The 19,329-nt window shown below is 57.5% G+C and carries 30 protein-coding genes; 3 read left to right on the top strand and 27 right to left on the bottom strand.

Annotated features, from left to right (window positions below):
- Positions 1 to 17: 17 nt before the first annotated feature.
- Genes rpmJ through rpsJ form a run of 23 tightly spaced genes read right to left on the bottom strand, consistent with a single transcriptional unit; the run spans position 18 to position 10,663 of the window.
- Positions 18 to 134 carry a 50S ribosomal protein L36 gene (gene rpmJ / locus HF945_RS12570; protein ID WP_008928865.1) on the bottom strand — a complete coding sequence of 39 codons (117 nt, stop codon included), beginning with the start codon at positions 132 to 134 and terminating at the stop codon, positions 18 to 20.
- Between the two features lie 17 nt (positions 135 to 151).
- Entirely contained in the window at positions 152 to 1,534 is a 1,383-nt protein-coding gene (gene secY / locus HF945_RS12575) for a preprotein translocase subunit SecY (protein ID WP_290522936.1), read from the bottom strand.
- 11 nt (positions 1,535 to 1,545) lie between these two features.
- Positions 1,546 to 1,980, bottom strand: a complete 435-nt coding sequence (gene rplO, locus HF945_RS12580) for a 50S ribosomal protein L15 (protein WP_290522937.1) — start codon at positions 1,978 to 1,980, stop codon at positions 1,546 to 1,548.
- A gap of 2 nt (positions 1,981 to 1,982) precedes the next feature.
- Positions 1,983 to 2,165 carry a 50S ribosomal protein L30 gene (rpmD, locus tag HF945_RS12585; RefSeq protein WP_022986478.1) on the bottom strand — a complete coding sequence of 61 codons (183 nt, stop codon included), beginning with the start codon at positions 2,163 to 2,165 and terminating at the stop codon, positions 1,983 to 1,985.
- A 23-nt stretch (positions 2,166 to 2,188) separates the two neighbouring features.
- A complete protein-coding gene (gene rpsE, locus HF945_RS12590) occupies positions 2,189 to 2,686 on the bottom strand; it encodes a 30S ribosomal protein S5 (RefSeq protein ID WP_290522938.1) in 498 nt (165 codons plus the stop codon).
- A gap of 12 nt (positions 2,687 to 2,698) precedes the next feature.
- Entirely contained in the window at positions 2,699 to 3,049 is a 351-nt protein-coding gene (gene rplR / locus HF945_RS12595) for a 50S ribosomal protein L18 (RefSeq protein WP_035234276.1), read from the bottom strand.
- A 17-nt stretch (positions 3,050 to 3,066) separates the two neighbouring features.
- Positions 3,067 to 3,600 (bottom strand): 50S ribosomal protein L6, encoded by a 534-nt coding sequence (rplF, locus tag HF945_RS12600; RefSeq protein ID WP_290522939.1) that lies wholly within the window; start codon positions 3,598 to 3,600, stop codon positions 3,067 to 3,069.
- A gap of 31 nt (positions 3,601 to 3,631) precedes the next feature.
- Entirely contained in the window at positions 3,632 to 4,024 is a 393-nt protein-coding gene (gene rpsH / locus HF945_RS12605; protein ID WP_290522940.1) for a 30S ribosomal protein S8, read from the bottom strand.
- A gap of 37 nt (positions 4,025 to 4,061) precedes the next feature.
- The gene (gene rpsN, locus HF945_RS12610) at positions 4,062 to 4,367 is read right to left on the bottom strand and encodes a 30S ribosomal protein S14 (protein ID WP_290522941.1); all 306 of its coding nucleotides are present in this window, start codon (positions 4,365 to 4,367) and stop codon (positions 4,062 to 4,064) included.
- Between the two features lie 11 nt (positions 4,368 to 4,378).
- Positions 4,379 to 4,918 (bottom strand): 50S ribosomal protein L5, encoded by a 540-nt coding sequence (gene rplE / locus HF945_RS12615; protein ID WP_290522942.1) that lies wholly within the window; start codon positions 4,916 to 4,918, stop codon positions 4,379 to 4,381.
- 12 nt (positions 4,919 to 4,930) lie between these two features.
- Entirely contained in the window at positions 4,931 to 5,239 is a 309-nt protein-coding gene (gene rplX / locus HF945_RS12620; protein ID WP_290522943.1) for a 50S ribosomal protein L24, read from the bottom strand.
- Between the two features lie 15 nt (positions 5,240 to 5,254).
- Entirely contained in the window at positions 5,255 to 5,623 is a 369-nt protein-coding gene (gene rplN, locus HF945_RS12625; RefSeq protein WP_022986486.1) for a 50S ribosomal protein L14, read from the bottom strand.
- A gap of 50 nt (positions 5,624 to 5,673) precedes the next feature.
- Complete coding sequence (rpsQ, locus tag HF945_RS12630; protein ID WP_161316849.1) at positions 5,674 to 5,937, bottom strand: 30S ribosomal protein S17; 264 nt, start codon at positions 5,935 to 5,937, stop codon at positions 5,674 to 5,676.
- A gap of 2 nt (positions 5,938 to 5,939) precedes the next feature.
- Positions 5,940 to 6,131: a 50S ribosomal protein L29 gene (gene rpmC / locus HF945_RS12635; RefSeq protein ID WP_290522944.1), complete on the bottom strand. Its 192-nt coding sequence runs from the start codon at positions 6,129 to 6,131 to the stop codon at positions 5,940 to 5,942.
- 3 nt (positions 6,132 to 6,134) lie between these two features.
- The gene (rplP, locus tag HF945_RS12640) at positions 6,135 to 6,548 is read right to left on the bottom strand and encodes a 50S ribosomal protein L16 (RefSeq protein ID WP_290522945.1); all 414 of its coding nucleotides are present in this window, start codon (positions 6,546 to 6,548) and stop codon (positions 6,135 to 6,137) included.
- Positions 6,549 to 6,561: 13 nt separating this feature from the next.
- Positions 6,562 to 7,260, bottom strand: coding sequence for a 30S ribosomal protein S3 (rpsC, locus tag HF945_RS12645; protein ID WP_246974369.1), 699 nt, complete (start codon positions 7,258 to 7,260; stop codon positions 6,562 to 6,564).
- Positions 7,261 to 7,264: 4 nt separating this feature from the next.
- Positions 7,265 to 7,609 carry a 50S ribosomal protein L22 gene (gene rplV / locus HF945_RS12650; RefSeq protein WP_022986491.1) on the bottom strand — a complete coding sequence of 115 codons (345 nt, stop codon included), beginning with the start codon at positions 7,607 to 7,609 and terminating at the stop codon, positions 7,265 to 7,267.
- Positions 7,610 to 7,619: 10 nt separating this feature from the next.
- Positions 7,620 to 7,895 (bottom strand): 30S ribosomal protein S19, encoded by a 276-nt coding sequence (gene rpsS, locus HF945_RS12655; protein WP_290522946.1) that lies wholly within the window; start codon positions 7,893 to 7,895, stop codon positions 7,620 to 7,622.
- Positions 7,896 to 7,917: 22 nt separating this feature from the next.
- A complete protein-coding gene (gene rplB / locus HF945_RS12660) occupies positions 7,918 to 8,742 on the bottom strand; it encodes a 50S ribosomal protein L2 (protein WP_290522947.1) in 825 nt (274 codons plus the stop codon).
- An 18-nt stretch (positions 8,743 to 8,760) separates the two neighbouring features.
- Complete coding sequence (rplW, locus tag HF945_RS12665) at positions 8,761 to 9,057, bottom strand: 50S ribosomal protein L23 (protein WP_290522948.1); 297 nt, start codon at positions 9,055 to 9,057, stop codon at positions 8,761 to 8,763.
- Entirely contained in the window at positions 9,054 to 9,656 is a 603-nt protein-coding gene (rplD, locus tag HF945_RS12670; RefSeq protein WP_290522949.1) for a 50S ribosomal protein L4, read from the bottom strand. Before rplD ends, rplW begins: the two co-directional genes overlap by 4 nt.
- A gap of 14 nt (positions 9,657 to 9,670) precedes the next feature.
- Positions 9,671 to 10,306 (bottom strand): 50S ribosomal protein L3, encoded by a 636-nt coding sequence (gene rplC / locus HF945_RS12675; RefSeq protein ID WP_290522950.1) that lies wholly within the window; start codon positions 10,304 to 10,306, stop codon positions 9,671 to 9,673.
- Between the two features lie 45 nt (positions 10,307 to 10,351).
- Complete coding sequence (gene rpsJ, locus HF945_RS12680; protein ID WP_022986497.1) at positions 10,352 to 10,663, bottom strand: 30S ribosomal protein S10; 312 nt, start codon at positions 10,661 to 10,663, stop codon at positions 10,352 to 10,354.
- 400 nt (positions 10,664 to 11,063) lie between these two features.
- Here rpsJ and HF945_RS12685 point away from each other — a divergent pair, with 400 nt between their 5' ends.
- The 3 genes from HF945_RS12685 to HF945_RS12695 are packed head-to-tail and all read left to right on the top strand — an operon-like array spanning position 11,064 to position 15,153.
- Complete coding sequence (locus tag HF945_RS12685; protein ID WP_290522951.1) at positions 11,064 to 12,497, top strand: mannose-1-phosphate guanylyltransferase/mannose-6-phosphate isomerase; 1,434 nt, start codon at positions 11,064 to 11,066, stop codon at positions 12,495 to 12,497.
- Positions 12,494 to 13,858, top strand: a complete 1,365-nt coding sequence (locus tag HF945_RS12690; protein WP_290522952.1) for a phosphomannomutase CpsG — start codon at positions 12,494 to 12,496, stop codon at positions 13,856 to 13,858. Before HF945_RS12685 ends, HF945_RS12690 begins: the two co-directional genes overlap by 4 nt.
- Positions 13,855 to 15,153, top strand: a complete 1,299-nt coding sequence (locus HF945_RS12695; protein ID WP_290522953.1) for a right-handed parallel beta-helix repeat-containing protein — start codon at positions 13,855 to 13,857, stop codon at positions 15,151 to 15,153. Before HF945_RS12690 ends, HF945_RS12695 begins: the two co-directional genes overlap by 4 nt.
- Here the strand turns inward: HF945_RS12695 and HF945_RS12700 are convergent.
- From HF945_RS12700 to HF945_RS12715, 4 genes are read right to left on the bottom strand one after another with little or no spacing between them, the layout of a single operon-like run.
- Positions 15,110 to 16,180, bottom strand: a complete 1,071-nt coding sequence (locus HF945_RS12700) for a polysaccharide lyase (RefSeq protein ID WP_290522954.1) — start codon at positions 16,178 to 16,180, stop codon at positions 15,110 to 15,112. The genes HF945_RS12695 and HF945_RS12700 overlap by 44 nt on opposite strands.
- Positions 16,168 to 17,643: an alginate biosynthesis protein AlgX gene (locus HF945_RS12705; RefSeq protein WP_290522955.1), complete on the bottom strand. Its 1,476-nt coding sequence runs from the start codon at positions 17,641 to 17,643 to the stop codon at positions 16,168 to 16,170. The genes HF945_RS12700 and HF945_RS12705 overlap by 13 nt, the downstream gene beginning before the upstream one ends.
- The gene (locus HF945_RS12710) at positions 17,618 to 18,250 is read right to left on the bottom strand and encodes an alginate O-acetyltransferase AlgF (protein ID WP_290522956.1); all 633 of its coding nucleotides are present in this window, start codon (positions 18,248 to 18,250) and stop codon (positions 17,618 to 17,620) included. Before HF945_RS12710 ends, HF945_RS12705 begins: the two co-directional genes overlap by 26 nt.
- On the bottom strand, positions 18,183 to 19,322 hold the full coding sequence (locus HF945_RS12715) for an alginate O-acetyltransferase (RefSeq protein WP_290522957.1): 1,140 nt from the start codon (positions 19,320 to 19,322) through the stop codon (positions 18,183 to 18,185). Before HF945_RS12715 ends, HF945_RS12710 begins: the two co-directional genes overlap by 68 nt.
- Between the last annotated feature and the right edge of the window lie 7 nt (positions 19,323 to 19,329).

Here is a 19,329-nt window from a genome sequence, read left to right on the forward strand (position 1 = left end):
TAAAAGAAGACTGAACCTTAACCCTGGCGCTGCTTGTGCCGGGGTTCGGCACTGCAGATCACCATGACGCGACCCTTACGACGGATCACTTTGCAGTTACGGCAGATCTTCTTCACAGAAGCCTGAACTTTCATCGCACTCGCCTCGTTCGTTAACGCACCAGTCCGGTGCCGCCATACCCTTTCAGGTTGGCTTTCTTCATCAACTTCTCGTACTGGGTGGACGTCAGGTGCGAATTAACCTGCGACCAGAAGTCCATGACTACCACCACAACGATCAGCAGAGAGGTGCCGCCCAGGTAGAAGGGCACATTGGCAACAGCTTGCAGACCCAGTGGCAACAGACACACCAGCGTCATGTATACCGCGCCGATCAGGGTCAGACGGCCCATCACGGTGTCGATATAGCGAGCGGATTGCTCGCCCGGGCGGATACCCGGTATATAAGCGCCGGATTTCTTCAGGTTGTCAGCGACATCCCTCGGATTGAACACCAGCGCTGTATAAAAGTAGCAAAAGAACACGATAGACAGGGTAAACAGCAGTACATACAGCGGCGTACCCGGCAACAAGGCATCACTCACGCTACGCAACGTCTGCCCCCACCACGAATCCGGATTGGAATCACTGAACCACTGGGTCAGTGAAGCCGGAAACAGCAGAATGGAGCTGGCGAAGATAGCCGGAATAACCCCTGCCATGTTCACTTTCAGCGGCAGATGACTCTGCTGCGCTGCATACACACGACGGCCTTGCTGGCGGCGTGCGTAGTTCACCGTAATACGGCGTTGCCCGCGTTCCACAAACACCACACCGAAAATAACGGCCAGTGCCACCAGGAACACAAACAGCATCATGATCAGACTCAGGTCACCAGTACGGGCAGACTCGAAGGTCTGAGCCACCGCACCAGGCAGGCCTGCCACAATGGACGCGAAGATCAGCATGGAAATACCATTGCCAATACCCCGCTCGGTGATCTGCTCACCCAGCCACATCAGGAACACGGTACCGGTCAGAAGGCTGGTAACTGCCACGAAATAGAAGCTGGCCACCTGCATGGAGGTTGCCGCTTCGGGCAGCAGGGTAATACCCTGGCTCTTCAGACCTGCGCATACACCGAAGGACTGAACTGCACCCAGTGCCACGGTGAGATACCGGGTGTACTGGGTAATCTTGCGTCGGCCCTGTTCACCTTCCTTTCGGAGCTGCTCCAGAGTCGGCACCACTGCAGACATCAGCTGAATGATGATGCTGGCAGTAATGTAGGGCATGATGCCCAGCGCAAAAATACTCATGCGCTCCAGGGAGCCCCCGGAGAACATGTTGAACAGGCCAAGAATGGTGTCCCGGTTGTTGTTGAACATCTGTTGCAACGCTTCCGGGTTCATGCCCGGAACCGGGATGTGTGCCCCGATCCGGAACACCACCAGGGCGCCCAACAGAAAACCGATTCGCCGCCACAGCTCGCGCATAGCGCCACTGTCTACTTTCGGCGCGCCACCATTCAATGTCTGAGCGCGATTCTTCGCCATAAAGCGTCGCCTTATTCTTCGACTTTGCCGCCGGCCTTCTCAACCGCTTCGCGGGCACCTTTGGTGATACCAACACCACGAACAGTCACTGCACGGTCAATTTCACCTTGCAGAACGATCTTCGCGCGCTTCATATCACGACGAACCACGTTGGCAGCTTTCAGGGAAGCCAGGTCGATCACATCGCCTTCCACCTTGGCCAGCTCGGCCAGGCGAACTTCGGCAGTGCCCATTGCCAGCTTGGACGTGAAGCCGAACTTCGGCACACGACGCTGCAGTGGCATCTGACCACCCTCGAACCCGGGCTTCACAGTACCGCCGGAACGGGACTTCTGACCTTTGTGACCACGGCCACCAGTCTTGCCCAGGCCAGAGCCGATACCACGACCGACACGTTTGCCGTCCGGGCGGGAACCTTCAGCAGGATGCAGATCATTCAGACGCATCACTATTCTCCCTCTACCTGTACCATGTACGCGACCTTGTTGATCATGCCGCGTACCGCAGGGGTATCTTCAACTTCCACGGTGTGGCCGATACGGCGCAGACCGAGACCACGCACACAGGCCTTATGCTTTTCCAGCCGGCCGTTGGTGCTCTTAACCAGCTTTACCTTGATCTTTTCAGCCATCGTAACGATTCCGTTATCTGCGCTTAGTTCAGAATGTCTTCGACAGACTTGCCACGCTTGGCGGCCACAGACTCCGGAGACGCCATGGACTTCAGGCCATTGAAGGTAGCCCGAACCACGTTAACCGGGTTGGTGGAGCCATAACACTTGGCCAGTACGTTCTGAACGCCTGCGACTTCCAGCACGGCGCGCATCGCACCGCCGGCAATCACACCGGTACCTTCATCGGCCGGCTGCATGTACACCTTGGAGGCGCCGTGACGGGCCTTCATCGGGTGCTGGATGGTGGAACCGTTCAGCTCCACCTGAATCATGTTGCGGCGGGCAGCTTCCAGGGCTTTCTGGATAGCGGCGGGCACTTCACGTGCCTTGCCACGACCAAAGCCAACCTTGCCCTTGCCGTCACCCACTACAGTCAGCGCGGTAAAACCGAAGATACGGCCGCCTTTAACAACTTTAGCAACCCGGTTTACCTGAACCAGCTTTTCCTGCAGACCTTCGTTGGGATCAACTTTCGACATAACCAAGCACCCTTAGAATTCAAGCCCGTTTTCACGCGCGGCGTCTGCCAGCGCCTTTACGCGACCGTGATATTTAAAACCGGAACGGTCAAAGGCAACGCGCTCTACGCCCGCTTCTTTGGCACGCTGAGCGATCAGCTGACCAACCTTGGCCGCTGCGTCAGTGTTACCGGTAGCTTCAGCACGCAGATCTTTCTCTACAGTGCTAGCGGAAGCCAGTACCTGGCCGCCGTTCGCAGAGATTACCTGCGCATAGATATGACGCGGAGTACGGTTTACGCAGAGACGAACTTCGCCCAGTTCACGGATCTTCAGGCGAGTACGTTTTGCCCTGCGCAGACGTGCAACTTTTTTGTCTTTCATGGCATTAATCTCGACGATTATTTCTTCTTGGCTTCCTTACGGCGCACTTGCTCATCAGCATAGCGCACCCCTTTACCCTTGTAGGGCTCAGGCGGACGGAAGGCCCGAACATTGGCAGCAACCTGACCTACCAGTTGCTTGTCAATGCCCTTGATAACGATCTCTGTCTGGCTCGGGGTTTCGGCAGTAATCCCTTCAGGCAGCTCGTAAGCAACCGGATGGGAGAAGCCGAGAGTCAGGTTAAGGACTTTACCCTGAGCCTGGGCACGGTAACCAACACCGAGGAGTTGAAGCTTGCGCTCAAAACCTTCGGCAACACCCGTTACCATGTTGTTCAATACTGCACGGGTAGTCCCGGCCAGGGCCCACGCCTTTTGGGAATCATCGTGAGGCTTCACAGAAACCACACCTTCCTCAACAGACACGGCTACCAGCTCGTGAACTTCGTGCTCCATGCTGCCCTTGCTGCCTTTGATGGCAACATTCTGGCCGTCGACCTTAACTTCGACGCCCTTCGGCAGGTTTACCGGACTTTTTGCTACTCTAGACATTGCTGCACCTAACCCGTCTACGCCGCTTCTGTTAGGACACTTCGCAGATCAGCTCGCCACCAACATTGGCTTTGCGCGCTGCGCGGTCAGAAATAATGCCCTGATTGGTGGATACAATCATCACACCCAGGCCGCCTTTGACCTTCGGAATCTCGTTTGCGTTCTTGTAGACACGCAGACCAGGACGGCTAACACGAGCGATCTTGTCGATCACCGGCTTACCTTCGAAATACTTCAGATCAACCGTCATTACCGGTTTTTTCTCATCGCTGACCTTGTAACCAGCAATGTAACCCTCGTCCAGAAGTACCTTGGCAATCGCTTCCTTTGCCTTGGAGGCAGGAATCTCAACCTGTACTTTCTTGGCCATTTGGGCGTTACGGATACGAGTAAACATATCCGCCAGGGTATCTTGCATGCTCATGCCGCAATCGCTCCGCTACTCATGCCTGTTTCTTGGCTTACCAGCTGGACTTAACCAGACCGGGAACATCACCGCGCATTGCTGCTTCACGCAGCTTGATCCGGCTCAGGCCGAATTTGCGGTAGTAACCGTGCGGACGACCGGTAATACGGCAGCGGTTACGCTGACGTACCGGCGAAGAATCGCGCGGCAATTTCTGCAGCTGAAGCTGAGCATCCCACTTCGCTTCAGGTTCTGCATTGGGATCCTGGATGATCGCCTTAAGCGCTGCACGCTTGGCGGCAAAACGCTTGGCCAGTTTGGCGCGTTTTGCTTCCCGGTTTTTCATGGATTCTTTAGCCATGATAAATCCTCTTAGCCCTTCAGCGGGAAGTTGAAGGCGCGCAGCAGCGCCCGTGCCTGGTCATCAGTCTTCGCATTGGTGGTGATGGTGATATCCAGACCACGCAATTTGTCGACCTTGTCGAAATCGATTTCCGGGAACACGATCTGCTCACGAAGACCCATGGAGTAGTTACCACGGCCATCGAAGGATTTCGCATTCAAACCACGGAAGTCACGAATACGCGGGATCGCGATGGAAACCAGGCGCTCCAGGAATTCGTACATACGATCGTTGCGCAGGGTTACCTTGCAGCCGATCGGCCAACCTTCACGGATCTTGAAGCCGGCAACAGACTTACGAGCCTTGGTTACCAGGGGCTTCTGACCGGAAATGGCAGTCATGTCGGCGAGAGCGCCGTCCATTGCCTTACGGTCGGCAGAAGCTTCACCAACACCCATATTCAGGGTGATCTTGGTGATCTTCGGCACTTCCATGATGTTATCGAGACCCAGCTCGTCTTTCAGCTTGGGCACGATTTCGTCTTGATAAATCTTTTTCAGATCACTCATGGGTCACCTAACCTACAGCGTTTCGCCGTTGGACTTGAAGAAACGCACTTTTTTGCCGTCTTCAAAACGGAAGCCCACACGATCCGCTTTCTGCGACTTGGGGTTCCAGATGGCAACGTTGGAAGCATGAAGTGCCGCTTCCTGTTCTACGATGCCGCCTTGAGTACCGCGGTTAGGATTGGCCTTAACATGCTTTTTCACCATGTTAATGCCGCCAACGATTACGCGACCATTGTCCAGAACCTGCTGAACAGTGCCACGCTTACCTTTGTCCTTGCCCGCGATTACGATGACTTCGTCATCACGCTTGATCTTAAGCATTACCTTCACCCGCCTTTACAGAACTTCAGGTGCCAGGGAGATGATCTTCATAAACTGCTCGGTGCGCAGCTCGCGCGTTACCGGGCCGAAGATCCGGGTACCGATCGGTGCTTTGTTGTTGTTCAACAACACCGCGGCATTTTCGTCGAAACGAATCAAAGAACCATCGGGGCGGCGTACACCTTTACGGGTACGCACAACCACGGCGGTCATTACATCACCTTTCTTTACACGGCCGCGCGGAATTGCTTCCTTCACTGTGACCTTGATGATGTCACCAATGCCTGCATAGCGGCGGTGAGAACCACCCAGTACTTTGATGCACTGTACTCGACGGGCGCCGCTGTTATCGGCAACTTCGAGCATGCTTTCGGTCTGAATCATCGCTAACTCTCTCCAACTCTGCCTTTACAGGCAGCCACAGCAACGGTCCGTTAGGCCTTGTTGGCCTGTTCGACTACATTTACCAAAGTCCAGGTTTTCCGCTTGGACATCGGACGGCATTCCTCGATGGTAACCAGGTCACCTTCGTTACACTGGTTTTGCTCATCGTGCGCCATCAGCTTGCTGGAACGCTTGATGATCTTGCCGTAAATCGGGTGCTGAACCCGGCGCTCTACCAACACAGTGATAGTTTTTTCACCCTTGTTGGAGATCACTTTGCCGGTAGCGGTCCGGCGCATTTTTGCCTCTGCCATGACTAGTTACCCTGCTTCTCTCTCAGAATGGTTTTTACGCGCGCAATGTTACGGCGAACCGTCCCAAGCTCGTGGGTTTTGGAAAGCTGGCCGGAAGCAGACTTCATACGCAGCTTGAACTGTTCCTCAAGCAGGTTGATTTGCTCCTGTTGCAGCTCTTCAACACTTTTATCTCTCAGCTCGCTCGCTTTCATGGCTTACATCACCGTCCGAGTTACGACACGGGTGCTTACCGGCAGCTTGGCCGCGGCCAGACGGAACGCTTCACGCGCCACGTCTTCAGAAACACCTTCCATTTCGTAAAGCATCTTGCCCGGTTGAATCTGGGCAACCCAATACTCTACAGAACCTTTACCTTTACCCATCCGCACTTCCAGCGGCTTGTTGGTAATCGGCTTGTCCGGGAAAACCCGGATCCAAATCTTCCCGCCACGCTTGATGTGACGAGTCATGGCACGACGGGCGGCTTCGATCTGGCGTGCGGTGATACGACCGCGGCCAGTTGCCTGCAGACCAATAGTGCCAAAAGACACTTTGCTGCCCCGCTCTGCCAGGCCACGGTTGCGGCCCTTATGAACTTTCCGGAATTTGGTACGCTTCGGCTGCAACATCGTTCGTTACCCTTTAACCGCGGCCGCGCTTCTTCGCGCCCTTGGACTGCTTCTGCTGCTCTTCCTGCTGAACCTGCTCCATGCCACCAAGCACTTCGCCACGGAAGATCCACACCTTGATACCGATGGTGCCGTAAGTCGTTTCAGCACGTACGCTTGCGTAGTCGATGTCAGCACGCAAGGTGTGCAGCGGCACTCGGCCTTCGCGGTACCATTCGGTACGCGCAATCTCTGCACCACCCAGACGACCAGACAGCTGAATCTTGATACCTTCAGCGCCGGACTTCATGGCGTTCTGTACGGCACGCTTCATGGCGCGACGGAACATCACACGACGCTCCAGCTGGCCAGCAACGTTATCGCCTACCAGACGCGCATCCAGGTCGGGCTTGCGCACTTCCTCGATGTTGATATGAACCGGCACACCCATTTTGGCGGCCACATCGCGACGCAGGCGCTCGACATCTTCGCCCTTCTTGCCGATTACGATGCCCGGGCGAGCGGTAGCGATCGTGATGCGTACGTTTTCGGACGGACGCTCGATCTTGATCCGGCTCACAGAGGCATTCTTCAGACGCTTGAACAGGAACTCACGTACCTGCAGGTCGGTAACCAGGCAGTCTGAATAAGACTTCGGTCCGGCATACCAGAGCGAGTTATGCTCTTTAACGATGCCAAGGCGAATACCGACCGGATGAACTTTCTGACCCATCTGGTTACTCCTGACCTTCCGAGACTTTCACAGTAATGTGGCAAGTACGCTTGAGGATCCGGTCAGCGCGGCCTTTGGCGCGCGGACGGATACGCTTCATGGTCATGCCTTCGTCCACAAAAATTGTGGATACCTTCAGCTCGTCAACGTCAGCGCCGTCGTTGTTTTCCGCGTTTGCAATTGCGGACTCCAGCACTTTCTTAACGATTTTTGCCGCCTTCTTCGGGCTGAATTCCAGAAGATTCAGCGCCTTCTCGACTTCCAGGCCTCGGACCTGGTCCGCTACGAGGCGTGCTTTCTGAGCCGAAATTCTTGCACCGCGCAGACGGGCTGCAACTTCAGTAGCCATGGCTGTCACCTTATCGCTTAGCCTTTTTGTCCACGATGTGCCCGCGGTACGTGCGGGTCAGGGCGAATTCGCCCAGCTTATGGCCCACCATGTGCTCGGAAACCATAACCGGCACATGCTGTTTGCCATTGTGAACAGCAATAGTCAGACCCACCATCTCCGGAATAATCATGGAGCGACGGGACCAGGTTTTAATCGGCTTACGGGAGCCGGCTTCCACCGCATCTTCCACCTTGCTCAGCAGGTGGTGATCCACAAAAGGACCTTTTTTGAGTGAACGTGGCACAGCCTGAACCTCTCTTTATCCCTTACTTACGACGGTCGCGCACAATCATCTTGGAAGTGCGCTTGTTTGTACGGGTCTTGTGACCTTTGGTCGGCACACCCCAGGGGGTCACCGGATGACGGCCACCGGAAGAGCGACCTTCACCACCACCATGTGGGTGGTCTACCGGGTTCATTGCCGCACCACGTACAGTGGGGCGAACACCCCGCCAACGTGTGGCACCCGCCTTACCCAGTGAGCGCAAGCTGTGCTCACTGTTGGACACTTCGCCCAGGGTCGCCTTGCAGTCAGCGTGCACCTTGCGCATTTCGCCAGAGCGAAGACGCAGAGTGACATACTGGCCATCTTTGGCGAGCACCTGGATGGCAGTACCAGCAGAGCGTGCCAGCTGGCCACCCTTGCCCGGCTTCAGCTCCACGTTATGAACCGTGGAACCCAGCGGAATGTTGCGCAGCGGCAGGGCATTACCTACCTTGATCGGCGCATCTTCGCCGGACTGAATCCGATCATCAGCCTTCAGGCCCTTCGGAGCCAGAATGTAACGACGCTCACCATCCAGGTACTTGACCAGGGCAATGTGCGCAGAACGGTTCGGATCATACTCCAGGCGCTCAATGATGCCCGGGATCCCGTCCTTGTTACGACGGAAGTCGATTACACGGTACTTCTGCTTGTGACCACCACCCTTGTGACGAGTAGTGATGCGACCGTTGTTGTTACGACCACCGCTCTTGCTCTTGGCTTCCAACAGAGGCGCATAGGGAGCACCTTTGTGCAGATCTTCGTTGACCACCTTGACTACAAAGCGGCGGCCCGGAGAAGTCGGCTTGCACTTTACAATCGCCATTATTCCTTACTCCCTTCCTTACTCTGCGCCCAGGAAGTCAATGTCCTGGCCTTCCTCAAGGGAAACGTAGGCCTTCTTCCAGTCAGCGCGCTTACCCGCAACACGACCGAAGAATTTGGACTTGCCTTTCACTTTGGCGGTACGAACAGACTTCACTTTCACTTCAAAAAGGGTCTCAACGGCCTTCTTGATTTCCAGCTTGTTCGCATCGGTAGCAACCTTGAATACAAAGGTGCCGTTTTCATCAGCATTAACTGTCGCTTTTTCAGAAACGTGCGGAGCACGCAGCACAGTCAGGATACGCTCTTGATTCATGCCAGTGCCTCCTCAAGTTTCTTCAGAGCCGGCACAGTGATCAGCACCTTTTCAAAAGCAATCAGGCTGACCGGATCGACGCCCTGTGCGTCGCGCACATCCACCTTCGGCAGATTGCGGGAACCCAGAAACAGGTTCTCATCCACGTTATCAGTCACGATCAGCACATTGCTCAGCTGCAGATCTTTCAGCTTGGCCGCAACAGCTTTGGTCTTGGGTGCATCAACGCTGAATTCGTCAACAACAACCAGACGCTCCTGGCGAACCAGCTCGGACACGATGCACTGCAGCGCGCCACGGTACATCTTGCGGTTCACCTTCTGTGAAAAGTCACGGTTGGTCGCAGCAAACGTTTTGCCGCCGCCACGCCAGATCGGGCTGCGGATGGTGCCAGCACGAGCACGACCGGTGCCCTTCTGACGCCACGGTTTGCGACCACCACCACTCACATCGGAACGGTTTTTCTGAGCCTTGGAACCCTGACGGGCACCAGCCAGAAACGCAGTTACAACCTGATGAACCAGAGGCTCGTTAAAGTCCTTGCCGAAGGCGACTTCGGAAACGCTAACGGTACCTCCAGAGGCAGTATTGAGATTCATCCTCTATTCCTCTTTCAGGCCTTCGCCTTCACTGCCAGACGCACGATCACATCACCACCGGTAGCACCGGGGACCGCACCTTTAACCAGCAACAGATTCTTCTCAGCGTCTACACGCACCACTTCCAGATTCTGGACAGTCACACGCTCAGCACCCATGTGGCCAGCCATCTTCTTGCCCTTGAATACGCGGCCCGGGGTCTGGTTCTGACCAATGGAACCCGGAGCACGGTGGGACAAGGAGTTACCGTGGGTCATGTCCTGGGTGCTGAAATTCCAGCGCTTAACGCCGCCAGCAAAACCCTTACCCTTGGAGGTGCCGGTCACATCAATGATTTGACCTGCTTCAAAACCTTCAACGGTTACTTCGGAACCGGCCTGAAGCTCACCAGCCTCAGCACGGAATTCCCAAACGCCACGACCTGCTTCGACACCAGCCTTGGAAAAGTGACCGGCCTGAGCCTTGGTCACACGGCTGGCACGGCGCTCACCCACCGTTACCTGCACGGCCTGATAGCCATCTGATTCTTCGGTCTTAACCTGAGCAACCCGGTTGGGGGTCACTTCGATGACGGTCACAGGAACACTGACACCTTCTTCAGTGAACACGCGAGTCATGCCACATTTTCGACCGATCACACCAATCGCCATTGTTTACCTCTTCACAACCTGTCGCGGTTATTAACCCGCCCGTTGTTAACCCAGGCTGATCTGCACATCCACACCAGCAGCCAGATCAAGCTTCATCAGAGCATCCACGGTTTTATCCGTCGGCTCGACAATGTCGACCAGTCGCTTGTGAGTGCGGATCTCATACTGATCTCGCGCATCTTTGTTTACGTGCGGAGAGATCAGCACAGTAAAACGCTCTTTACGCGTGGGCAGCGGGATCGGACCCGTCACCTGCGCGCCTGTCCGTTTGGCCGTATCCACGATCTCTTGAGCAGACTGATCGATCAGACGATGATCAAATGCCTTGAGTCGGATGCGGATTCTTTGGTTAGCCATAGCTAACAAACTCCAGACTGTTTCGAACCATAATTTATATGGCAAAAAGCCCACCCACCTGATCTCCATGGATAGGTACGTGGTGTCAAAACAAGCCCGGGAACAATGCCCCGGTTGGTTACTGCCCGAAGGCAGGGCGCGAATAATAGACAGGGTATTCGGGGTTTGCAAGGGGTAATTTCAATCAAAGTGCAAATTAGCCTTTTGTATACCCCATTTTCCACCAAACCCACCCTTATGTAGCGTTACCAAACTACCCATCGGAGCGGAATTTCGTAAAACCTGCCGCCACACTCTTCCCTGAATCCCTCCTCGCGGCGCATGTTTGAACCCAAGGATCGCTTGTATACCGCGCCTGCTGGCTTGCGGGTTTGCTCCATAGATAAGGAAGGGATTTCTGATGTTGATTCCAGTGATTATTGCCGGCGGCAATGGCTCTCGCCTGTGGCCGCTGTCACGCTCTCACTATCCCAAGCAGCTGCTGCGCCTTAATGGTGAGTACAGCATGCTGCAGGCCACCCTATTAAGGCTGCCAGCCGACCTGCGTAGCGTTAGACCCATTGTGGTCTGTAATCAGGAGCATCGCTTCCTGGTGGCGGAGCAACTCAATGATATCGGCATTGAAGCCGACATCCTGCTCGAACCCTGCGGCCGCAACACGGCTCCTGCGGTGGCACTGGCTGCGCTGCAGGCCCGTCAGCGCGACACCAACGCCAAAATCTTTGTCTGCCCTGCCGACCACGCCATCCGCAATCCGGAAGCACTGGAAACGGCCATTAATGCGGCTTATAAAGCGGCAGACGATGGCCTGCTGGTCACCTTTGGCATCCAACCCGACCGGGTAGAAACCGGTTATGGTTATATATGTATGGGCGAACCCTGCGGCGATCACCACCTGATCGACCGTTTCGTGGAAAAACCCGACGCGGCCACCGCCCAGCAGTTTCTTGATGACGGCAATTACCTGTGGAACAGCGGCATGTTCCTGTTTCGGGCCGAGCGTTACCTGCAGGAACTCCGCGAGCACCACCCGCAAATGCTGGCACACTGCACCCACTCCCTGTTGCAGGGGAAGGCAGATCTGGACTTTATCCGACTGGATGAATCCAGCTTCGCGCGCTGCGAAGACCTGTCCATTGATTACGCCATCATGGAACACACCCAGGATGGTGCCGTGGTCCCGGTTGAACTGTTCTGGAACGATCTTGGGTCCTGGCAATCTCTCTGGGACCACCTGGACAAGGATGGGGATGGCAACCACCTGCGCGGGGACATCATTGCCCACTCCAGCAACAACAACCTGGCCATCAGTGATGAGCGACTGGTAGCCCTGCTGGGCGTGGAAGACCTTGTGGTGGTAGACACCCCGGATGCGATTTTGGTCGCGCACAAGAGCCAGGCCCAGGAAGTGAAACGCATCACCGATACCCTCAAGGCCCGCAAACGCCCGGAAACCGAGGATCACCGCCTGGTGCACCGCCCCTGGGGCAAGTACGACTCCGTGGACAAGGGCAACCGCTATCAGGTGAAGCACATCACCGTGAAACCCGGAGAACAGCTGTCGGTTCAGATGCACCATCACAGAGCCGAACACTGGATTGTGGTCTCCGGCACCGCCAAAGTCACCTGCGGAGAGAACACCTTCCTGGTAGCAGAGAACCAGTCCACCTTCATCCCCATCGGTGAGGTGCACTCGCTGGAGAATCCGGGCCGCATTCCGCTGGAGCTGATCGAAGTGCAGTCCGGCACTTACCTGGGGGAAGACGACATCATCCGCATCAGTGACCGCTATCACCGTGAGGACGCCACCGAGAAAGTGGCGCAGCTGCCATGAGTGGGGCCTGCTTCAAGGCCTATGACATCCGCGGCAGAATCGGCGAAGAACTCAATGAAGACATGGCCTGGCGCATTGGCCGGGCCATGGCCGACTGGCTGAACGCCAGCCGCATTGTGGTGGGCGCAGATATGCGCCTGAGTTCCCCTGCCCTCTGCAACGCACTCAGCGAAGGCATCATGAGTAGCGGCGCCGAGGTGATTGATATCGGCCTTAGCGGCACCGAGGAAGTGTATTTCGCCACGGTGCATCATCAGGCCGATGGCGGCGTGCAGATCACCGCCAGCCATAACCCGGCGGACTATAACGGCATGAAGCTGGTGCGTCGTGGCGCCAGCCCCATTAGCGGCGACACCGGACTACACGAGATCCGCGACCGGGTACTGGAAAACCGCTTTCCGGACACGGGACGCCGCGGCACCCGCAAACGCATCACCGACAAACATCCGTATATCGAACACCTGCTTCACCTGGTGGATTGCCAGCCCCTGGACGGCTTCTGCATGGTCAGCAATGCGGGTAATGGGGCCATTGGCCCGGCACTGGATGTGCTACTGGAATGCCTGGGCGAGCGGGGAATCCGCCCATTACTGCATCGCTACCATGATACGCCGGACGGCACCTTCCCGAATGGCGTCCCCAACCCCCTGCTTCCGGAAAACCGGGCAGAGACCAGCCAGGCGGTGATCAAGCATGACGCCCAGCTGGGCGTGGCCTTCGACGGAGACTTTGACCGCTGTTTCTTTTTTGATGAGCATGGCGACTTTGTCGAGAGCTACTACATTATCTCCCTGCTGGCCCATGCCCTGCTGGCGCAGCAACCGGGCAGCACCATCATTCATGATCCACGGCTGACCTGGAGCACCATCGACACCGTACTGGAGGCCGGCGGCCTGCCCATGCAGAGCAAGACGGGCCACGCCTTCATCAAGGAGCGCATGCGCAAGGACAATGCCCTGTACGGGGGCGAAATGAGCGGCCACCACTATTTCCGTGATTTTCACTACTGTGATTCCGGCATCCTGCCCTGGCTGCATCTGTCCCGGTTACTCGCCGCGTCCGGCCAGACCCTGTCATCACTGGTAAGGGACCGCGCCAAACGCTATCCGGTATCCGGCGAAATCAACTTTTCCGTGCCCGATAGCGGCGAAGCGCTGCGCAAGATCCTTGATCAATACGGCCACATTGCTCTCGACCAGGACAATACCGATGGCGTGAGCCTGGAGTTCAGTGACTGGCGCTTCAACGTCCGCGCTTCCAACACCGAACCCCTGGTCAGACTCAATGTGGAAACCCGCTCTAACCCGGAACTGCTGGCCAGCAAGACACGGGAACTGAGCACCTTGCTACGGAGCGCATGATGAAGACCATCCTCGCCGGACTGTTGATGATGCTGGCCTTCCAGCCCGCCCTTGCCGCTGTTCGCCTGACCCCGATCTACGCCAACGAGGCCAGCAACTGGCCCCTGGAAACCTTTGCGGCCAACGGACTGTTCCGGCAGATTGCCCGCTACCAACAGGGCCATCCGCAAGCGGTAGTGCTCAATGGAGGCGACTACACACTGGCATCGCTGTCAAAGCAGCTTGGTCCGAGCGCGCTCACCGCCACCGAGTCTGGCTGGACGCTGCACTATCCTCTGGTTATCGGCCCCGGCGCCAGCCTGACCCTGTCCGGTGACACCCTGTTCATTGAAGGGCGACACGGGGGCTGCCTGATCAACCGGGGCGAACTGCTGGTTGAGCACAGCAATCTGTCCAGCAATGGCGACAACAGCAGCGGCTTTATTCATGGCTGGGGAGGCTCCACCACCCGTATTCACAACAGCTCCCTGAAGGATATGGGCCGTGCGGATTACCGCGCCAATGGACTGAGCGTGGCCCGGCACCGCTACCAGGGACCGGGCGCGCCTGCCACACTGGAGATTGTGGACGGCCAATTCAGCAACCTCTACCGGGGGCTGGATGCGGAACCCGGCAGCCGCATTACCATCGATGGACTCACCGTGGAGGCAAGCCGGGAGCAGGGACTGGTATTCCAGGACAGCCCCGCCAGCATACAGCGCCTGCAGGTGCAGCATTCCGCCGGCCACGGCGTGCGTGCCGGCGGCAAAGCCCCCTTCTCGCTTTCGGACAGCGAATTGACAGGCAATCATGGCAATGGCCTGTTGTTGGAAGATCACACCGGCGAAGTGCAGGTCTTTGCGGTTACCAGTCGGGATAATCATGAGTACGGCATTCAGATCAAGAGCCTGCGCGACCAGCAGCCTACCCGGCTGACACAGCTCACACTGACCGGCAATACCAGTGACGGCCTGCGCCTGGACGGCAGCATGCACGTCACCCTCGACGGGGCGGACATCAGCCGGAACCAGCGTTACGCGATTGCCGTGCAGGCTGCAGACGGCAGAAAGATCAGTGCAGATCTCAAGATGCTTCGCCTGCATCGCAACGGACTGGCTGCCTTGCAGACGGGCGGTGAAGGAGAATTGCTACTGCAAGGCGTGAGCCTTCGCCATGACAGTAACCGGGGCAAGTATCTGGCCGGCAACCTGGCCGACCGGGAAGCCGACCTGCTCCCGCCTCTGTTACAGGGTAAGGAAGTGATCGTGCAGTTTACCGAGACTCTCCCCACAATCCCGCTAGCGAGCCTCCGGTAAACCGGGAGCCAAAGCGCTCACCCTCGTCTGCCGGTAACGGCAGGCGATCCGGGAAACGGTGCGCATACACAGGCCACCACGCCATCTTGTGATCATCGATGGCGACCTGCTTCTGGGGGAACTGCACACCCTTGCCATCCTGGGCCCAGAAATGGACCACTTCCTCGGCAAGCGCATGGAGTTGCTTGCCATCACCTTCGTACAAGGTCAGGCCATTCCGGGTACCGGCCTCAGCCATGAGGATCAAAGGAGTGAGCGCAAAAGCGTGGTACTCGCCCGCCCGCTTGCCTCGGGCCGCCTCAAGCGGCAATACCACGCCGCCATTGCGGGGGGTGATCTGCCCAATGGCCAGCCAGTAGCCCTGCTCTGCCCACTCAAGGCGCTCAGGATCATCCAGCACCAACGCGGCGCCCATCACCGCCCATGACGACCAGTAGTCATGATTGTTGTAAAGGTCCATGCGTTGACGCCGCGGGGTGGCGTAAGCCTGAACGCGGTCCGCCAGCAGTGCCAGCCAGTCCCGCTGTGCAGAGGTCATCTGCCAATCCGTCAGCGCCTCTGCTTTCATCATGTTGATGGCCAGCGCAGAGAGAAACCACTTTCGGACAGCCTCCCCCTGTTTGCTTGCCGCAGATTGCGCCAGGGCCTTTTGCTCTGCCCACGGCGACAGGGCCAGGTTGAAGCAGTCCCGGGCAGCCGCACGGATGGCTGGACTGGGCTTACGCATGTACTCGGTGATCTGGCCAAGAAAGCCCAGATAGCTGTAGATCGCATCCACCTGCTTCTGGTATTCCCGAGCCGCCGCCTTATCGAGCGTATCCTTGCTGGATTTACTTTGATCATATTTGCTGCCCATCCGCAGCGGCCCGTCATAGGAGGGATATCCCTGCGCCTCGGCCTGACAGCGGGCCAACGCCCTGGCGTCCGGCTTTGCTGCGGACAGTTGCTGGCTGTCAAACAGGGGCACCAACGACGCCTGTGTACAACCGCTGAGCACCCCCAACATCACCCCGGTCAGTAATCGCATAGCGACGCCTCCACTTCCGTAACCGCCTTAACCGGCTGCTCAAACTCCAGCAGCACCGATAACAGGTTGCTGTTCCGCCCGGGAGGATCCAGACGCAACATGAAACGGCCATTGTCGAGCCGGGGCGGGCGACGGATACGGATTTTTTCACGCTGGCCATCATCGTAATAGGCCAACACATAGAAATCCTTGAGAGCGCTGTCGGAAAAGTTCATGTCCAGCAGCAAATGCCGGCGGCCGGCGGTCAGGCTCCGCTGCCGCCCCCCGTTCGCCAGCACCTGTGCACGCTCATCCATCTCGGAGACCGGTATGGTCACAGAATCACTGGCCAGCAATGCGCGATTGTCGCAACCTCCCGCCGCCGCCGGCAGCAATTGCCGCCACACCTCCTGCTCTTCCAGAGCGTAACTCACCGGCAATTCCCAGATCAGATAACGAAACTGGCCCTCCTGGTAAGCGTCAGATAGCAGCAGGTCTTCCATCGAGCCCGTGGCCCCACCACCGGTCATGGCGAAGTTGACCACATCCCGGCTGAGGTATTGCTGGAGAAAGCCGTGGAAATTGTAATTCTTGTAGCGGTCTTCCCGAATATCCGAGTTACTGGTACCCACCAGTGCAATCGCCGGCACCGCCACATCGCCAAACAGCGCATCCGCACTGTCTGTTTCTTCTGCCGGGGCAGTCACGCTGCCACGCACCCACTGGTAACTGTAGGTGTTGCCACAAACCATCCCTACCGCCACATTCAGGGTGCCCATCTTGCGCAACAATATGTCTGGCCGGGTTTCAAAGGCCACTTCCGGGAGGTCGGCAAGCGCCGTGTCCGCCAGCATCGCCTCAGCCACCTGCCTGGCACTCACGTCTGCACCATAGGGGGTCCAGTGGTGATCACGGCGGAAGAAATATTCCTGCTCATGGTCACCGGTCAGCACGGGCGCCATGTCTGGCACAATCGCGCCCAATGAACGCAGGGTCTGCGCCTTCTGCAGAAAGGACTGCTGTGCCGCGGCCAGCGAATAACGTTCTTTCCAGGGGGATACCAGTTCATCCGAATGCATCAGCCCTCGCGTGGGCTGCAACATCACCACCAGACGAATACCTCGCTCGGCAAGGCGGTCCACCAGTTGTGCAAAGGCGGTTTGCGCAGGCTTGTCCAGCGGAAAGGCCGTTTGCAAATCGATCTCCGAGCGGAAGAACCAGAACGGCGCCCCCGGGATGATCTGGCGCATGCTGGTCATGGTGCCTTCGGCATAGGTTGCCGGATCAGACAGGGCCGCGCAGGTGAAAGGCGGCTGAAGAAAGGCTCCCCGCATTACATCCAGCTCTTCCTTCTGCGCGATATCCGTACTCGCCGGGCCCTCTTCTTCCACCGCCGCCCGGCTTGTGCCTGCCAGGCAGAAACACAGGCCAAGGCACAGCATCAGGCGGCACATGTGATCAAGACTCTGTTTTGGTAGCCACATGGGTTTCCTCCAGGCGAGCCTGGCCATCACCGTCACCCGGCGTTACCAGCACGGTATAGACCCTGCCGCGCTGCAACACCACGTCTTCCAGTGGCAATGTCTTGCCGCTATCCAGGGTCACTTTCAAGGAGACTTTCACCCCATTGATCTCTCGCTCATCGCTACTGCCTGCCAGCAAGGGGCCGATTACATTCACGGCGCCATTACTGGTCTGCAGGGTGGCCGACTGGGAAGACAGGTTATACATCACCAGCAAGGCTTTCAGGCGGCTGTTGAAATAGGTGTCTTCATGGGGCACCAGCGCAACACCATCGAACACCAGCGTCTGCACCGAGCGTTTGCCGAACGAGAACTCGAACGGCTTGTCGTTGACACGAAGTGTCGCGGTTCCCGCCGGACGGTACAGGTAATCCCCGGACTGCCCCGGTGACAGGGACTGGCGCCAATCATCCATCGCCACTGCCACCTGTCCATCTGTCACATTGACCACCCGGACAAAAGCAGAGTCCGGCGGGGCGGCCATTTCATAGAGCCCCTCGTTACCGTCCTGGGCTGCCCATACCGGCAAACTCACCAGCATGCCCAGAATCATGAGCCATACACGCATGACGCTCCCCTTCCACAATCGGTTCCATTGATTGAATCAGTGCCCGCTCCGGCACTTCCCACAGTACATATTTCACCCGCTCATCCCTGGCGGCAGGGCCGTTGATGAACTCCCGCATGGCGGCAAAAGGCCCTTCCGCCTCCAGCGCATAGACAAGAACGTCTTCACCCAGTTGCTGCTTCAGGAAACCGGGAAAATGCCACTCGTCCATGGCGCTGTAGCTGGTGCCCACCAACGCCACCGGCGGCATGTCATCCCCCAGCAATGCCGCCGCATCCTGCGCCTGGTCCAGCGCGGCAGTCTCATAGCGGGGCAAGGGCTCCTGGCGCTGCGGGCCGATCCCCTGACTGGTGGGAAGGTAACGCAGCAGATCGCCCTCCCAGGGTTCCACCGCCACTTTGCGTGTCTGATACTGATGGCGTGGCGGAATCGCCAGCGTGGAAGCCACGCCCTCTGCAACCACTTCCGCGCCCCGGGGACTCCAGTGCGTATCCGTACGCATGAACACATCCGTCTGGGCAGCGGCATGCTGCATCAGTGGCAGGGTATCCAGCCAGGGGATACGCGCGTCACTCAGCGACGAGGTTATCCGCTGGTAAAGCGCGTCCATATCTGTGGAAACACCGCGCTCACTCCATTGAGCATAGAGGCGCCGCTTGGCGGGCACCGGCACCAACAGCACCTGTTTCCCCAGCGCTTCCAGCATGCACACGGTGTGAGCCACTTGCTCAAGATTGCGCGTCAGCCTTTGTTCGCTGCGGCTATCGAAATAGTACTCTTCGCGGGTGAACAGCCACTCCTGCTCGCCGACCAGCACACCGGGGCGGCCGGCATGGAACAGCAGAAAGCTGGCATCCGCCCACAGGGCAATTGACGGCTCGCGCAGGATGAACTGCTCGTCCACATGACGCTCCAGCTTGCGCACCAGCTCACCCTGGCGAAACTGATCCCAGGCGGCTGGCTCTGTGACAAAGAACTGCCCCACCGGATAAAGCAACGACAGCAATCCAGAAAAAATGACGACGAGGAACAGCCAACCATTAATCTGTGAGGCTTTTTTCATGGCAATCATGGCGACC

The sequence above is a fragment of the Alcanivorax sp. genome, assembly GCF_017794965.1.
Taxonomy (GTDB): domain Bacteria; phylum Pseudomonadota; class Gammaproteobacteria; order Pseudomonadales; family Alcanivoracaceae; genus Alcanivorax.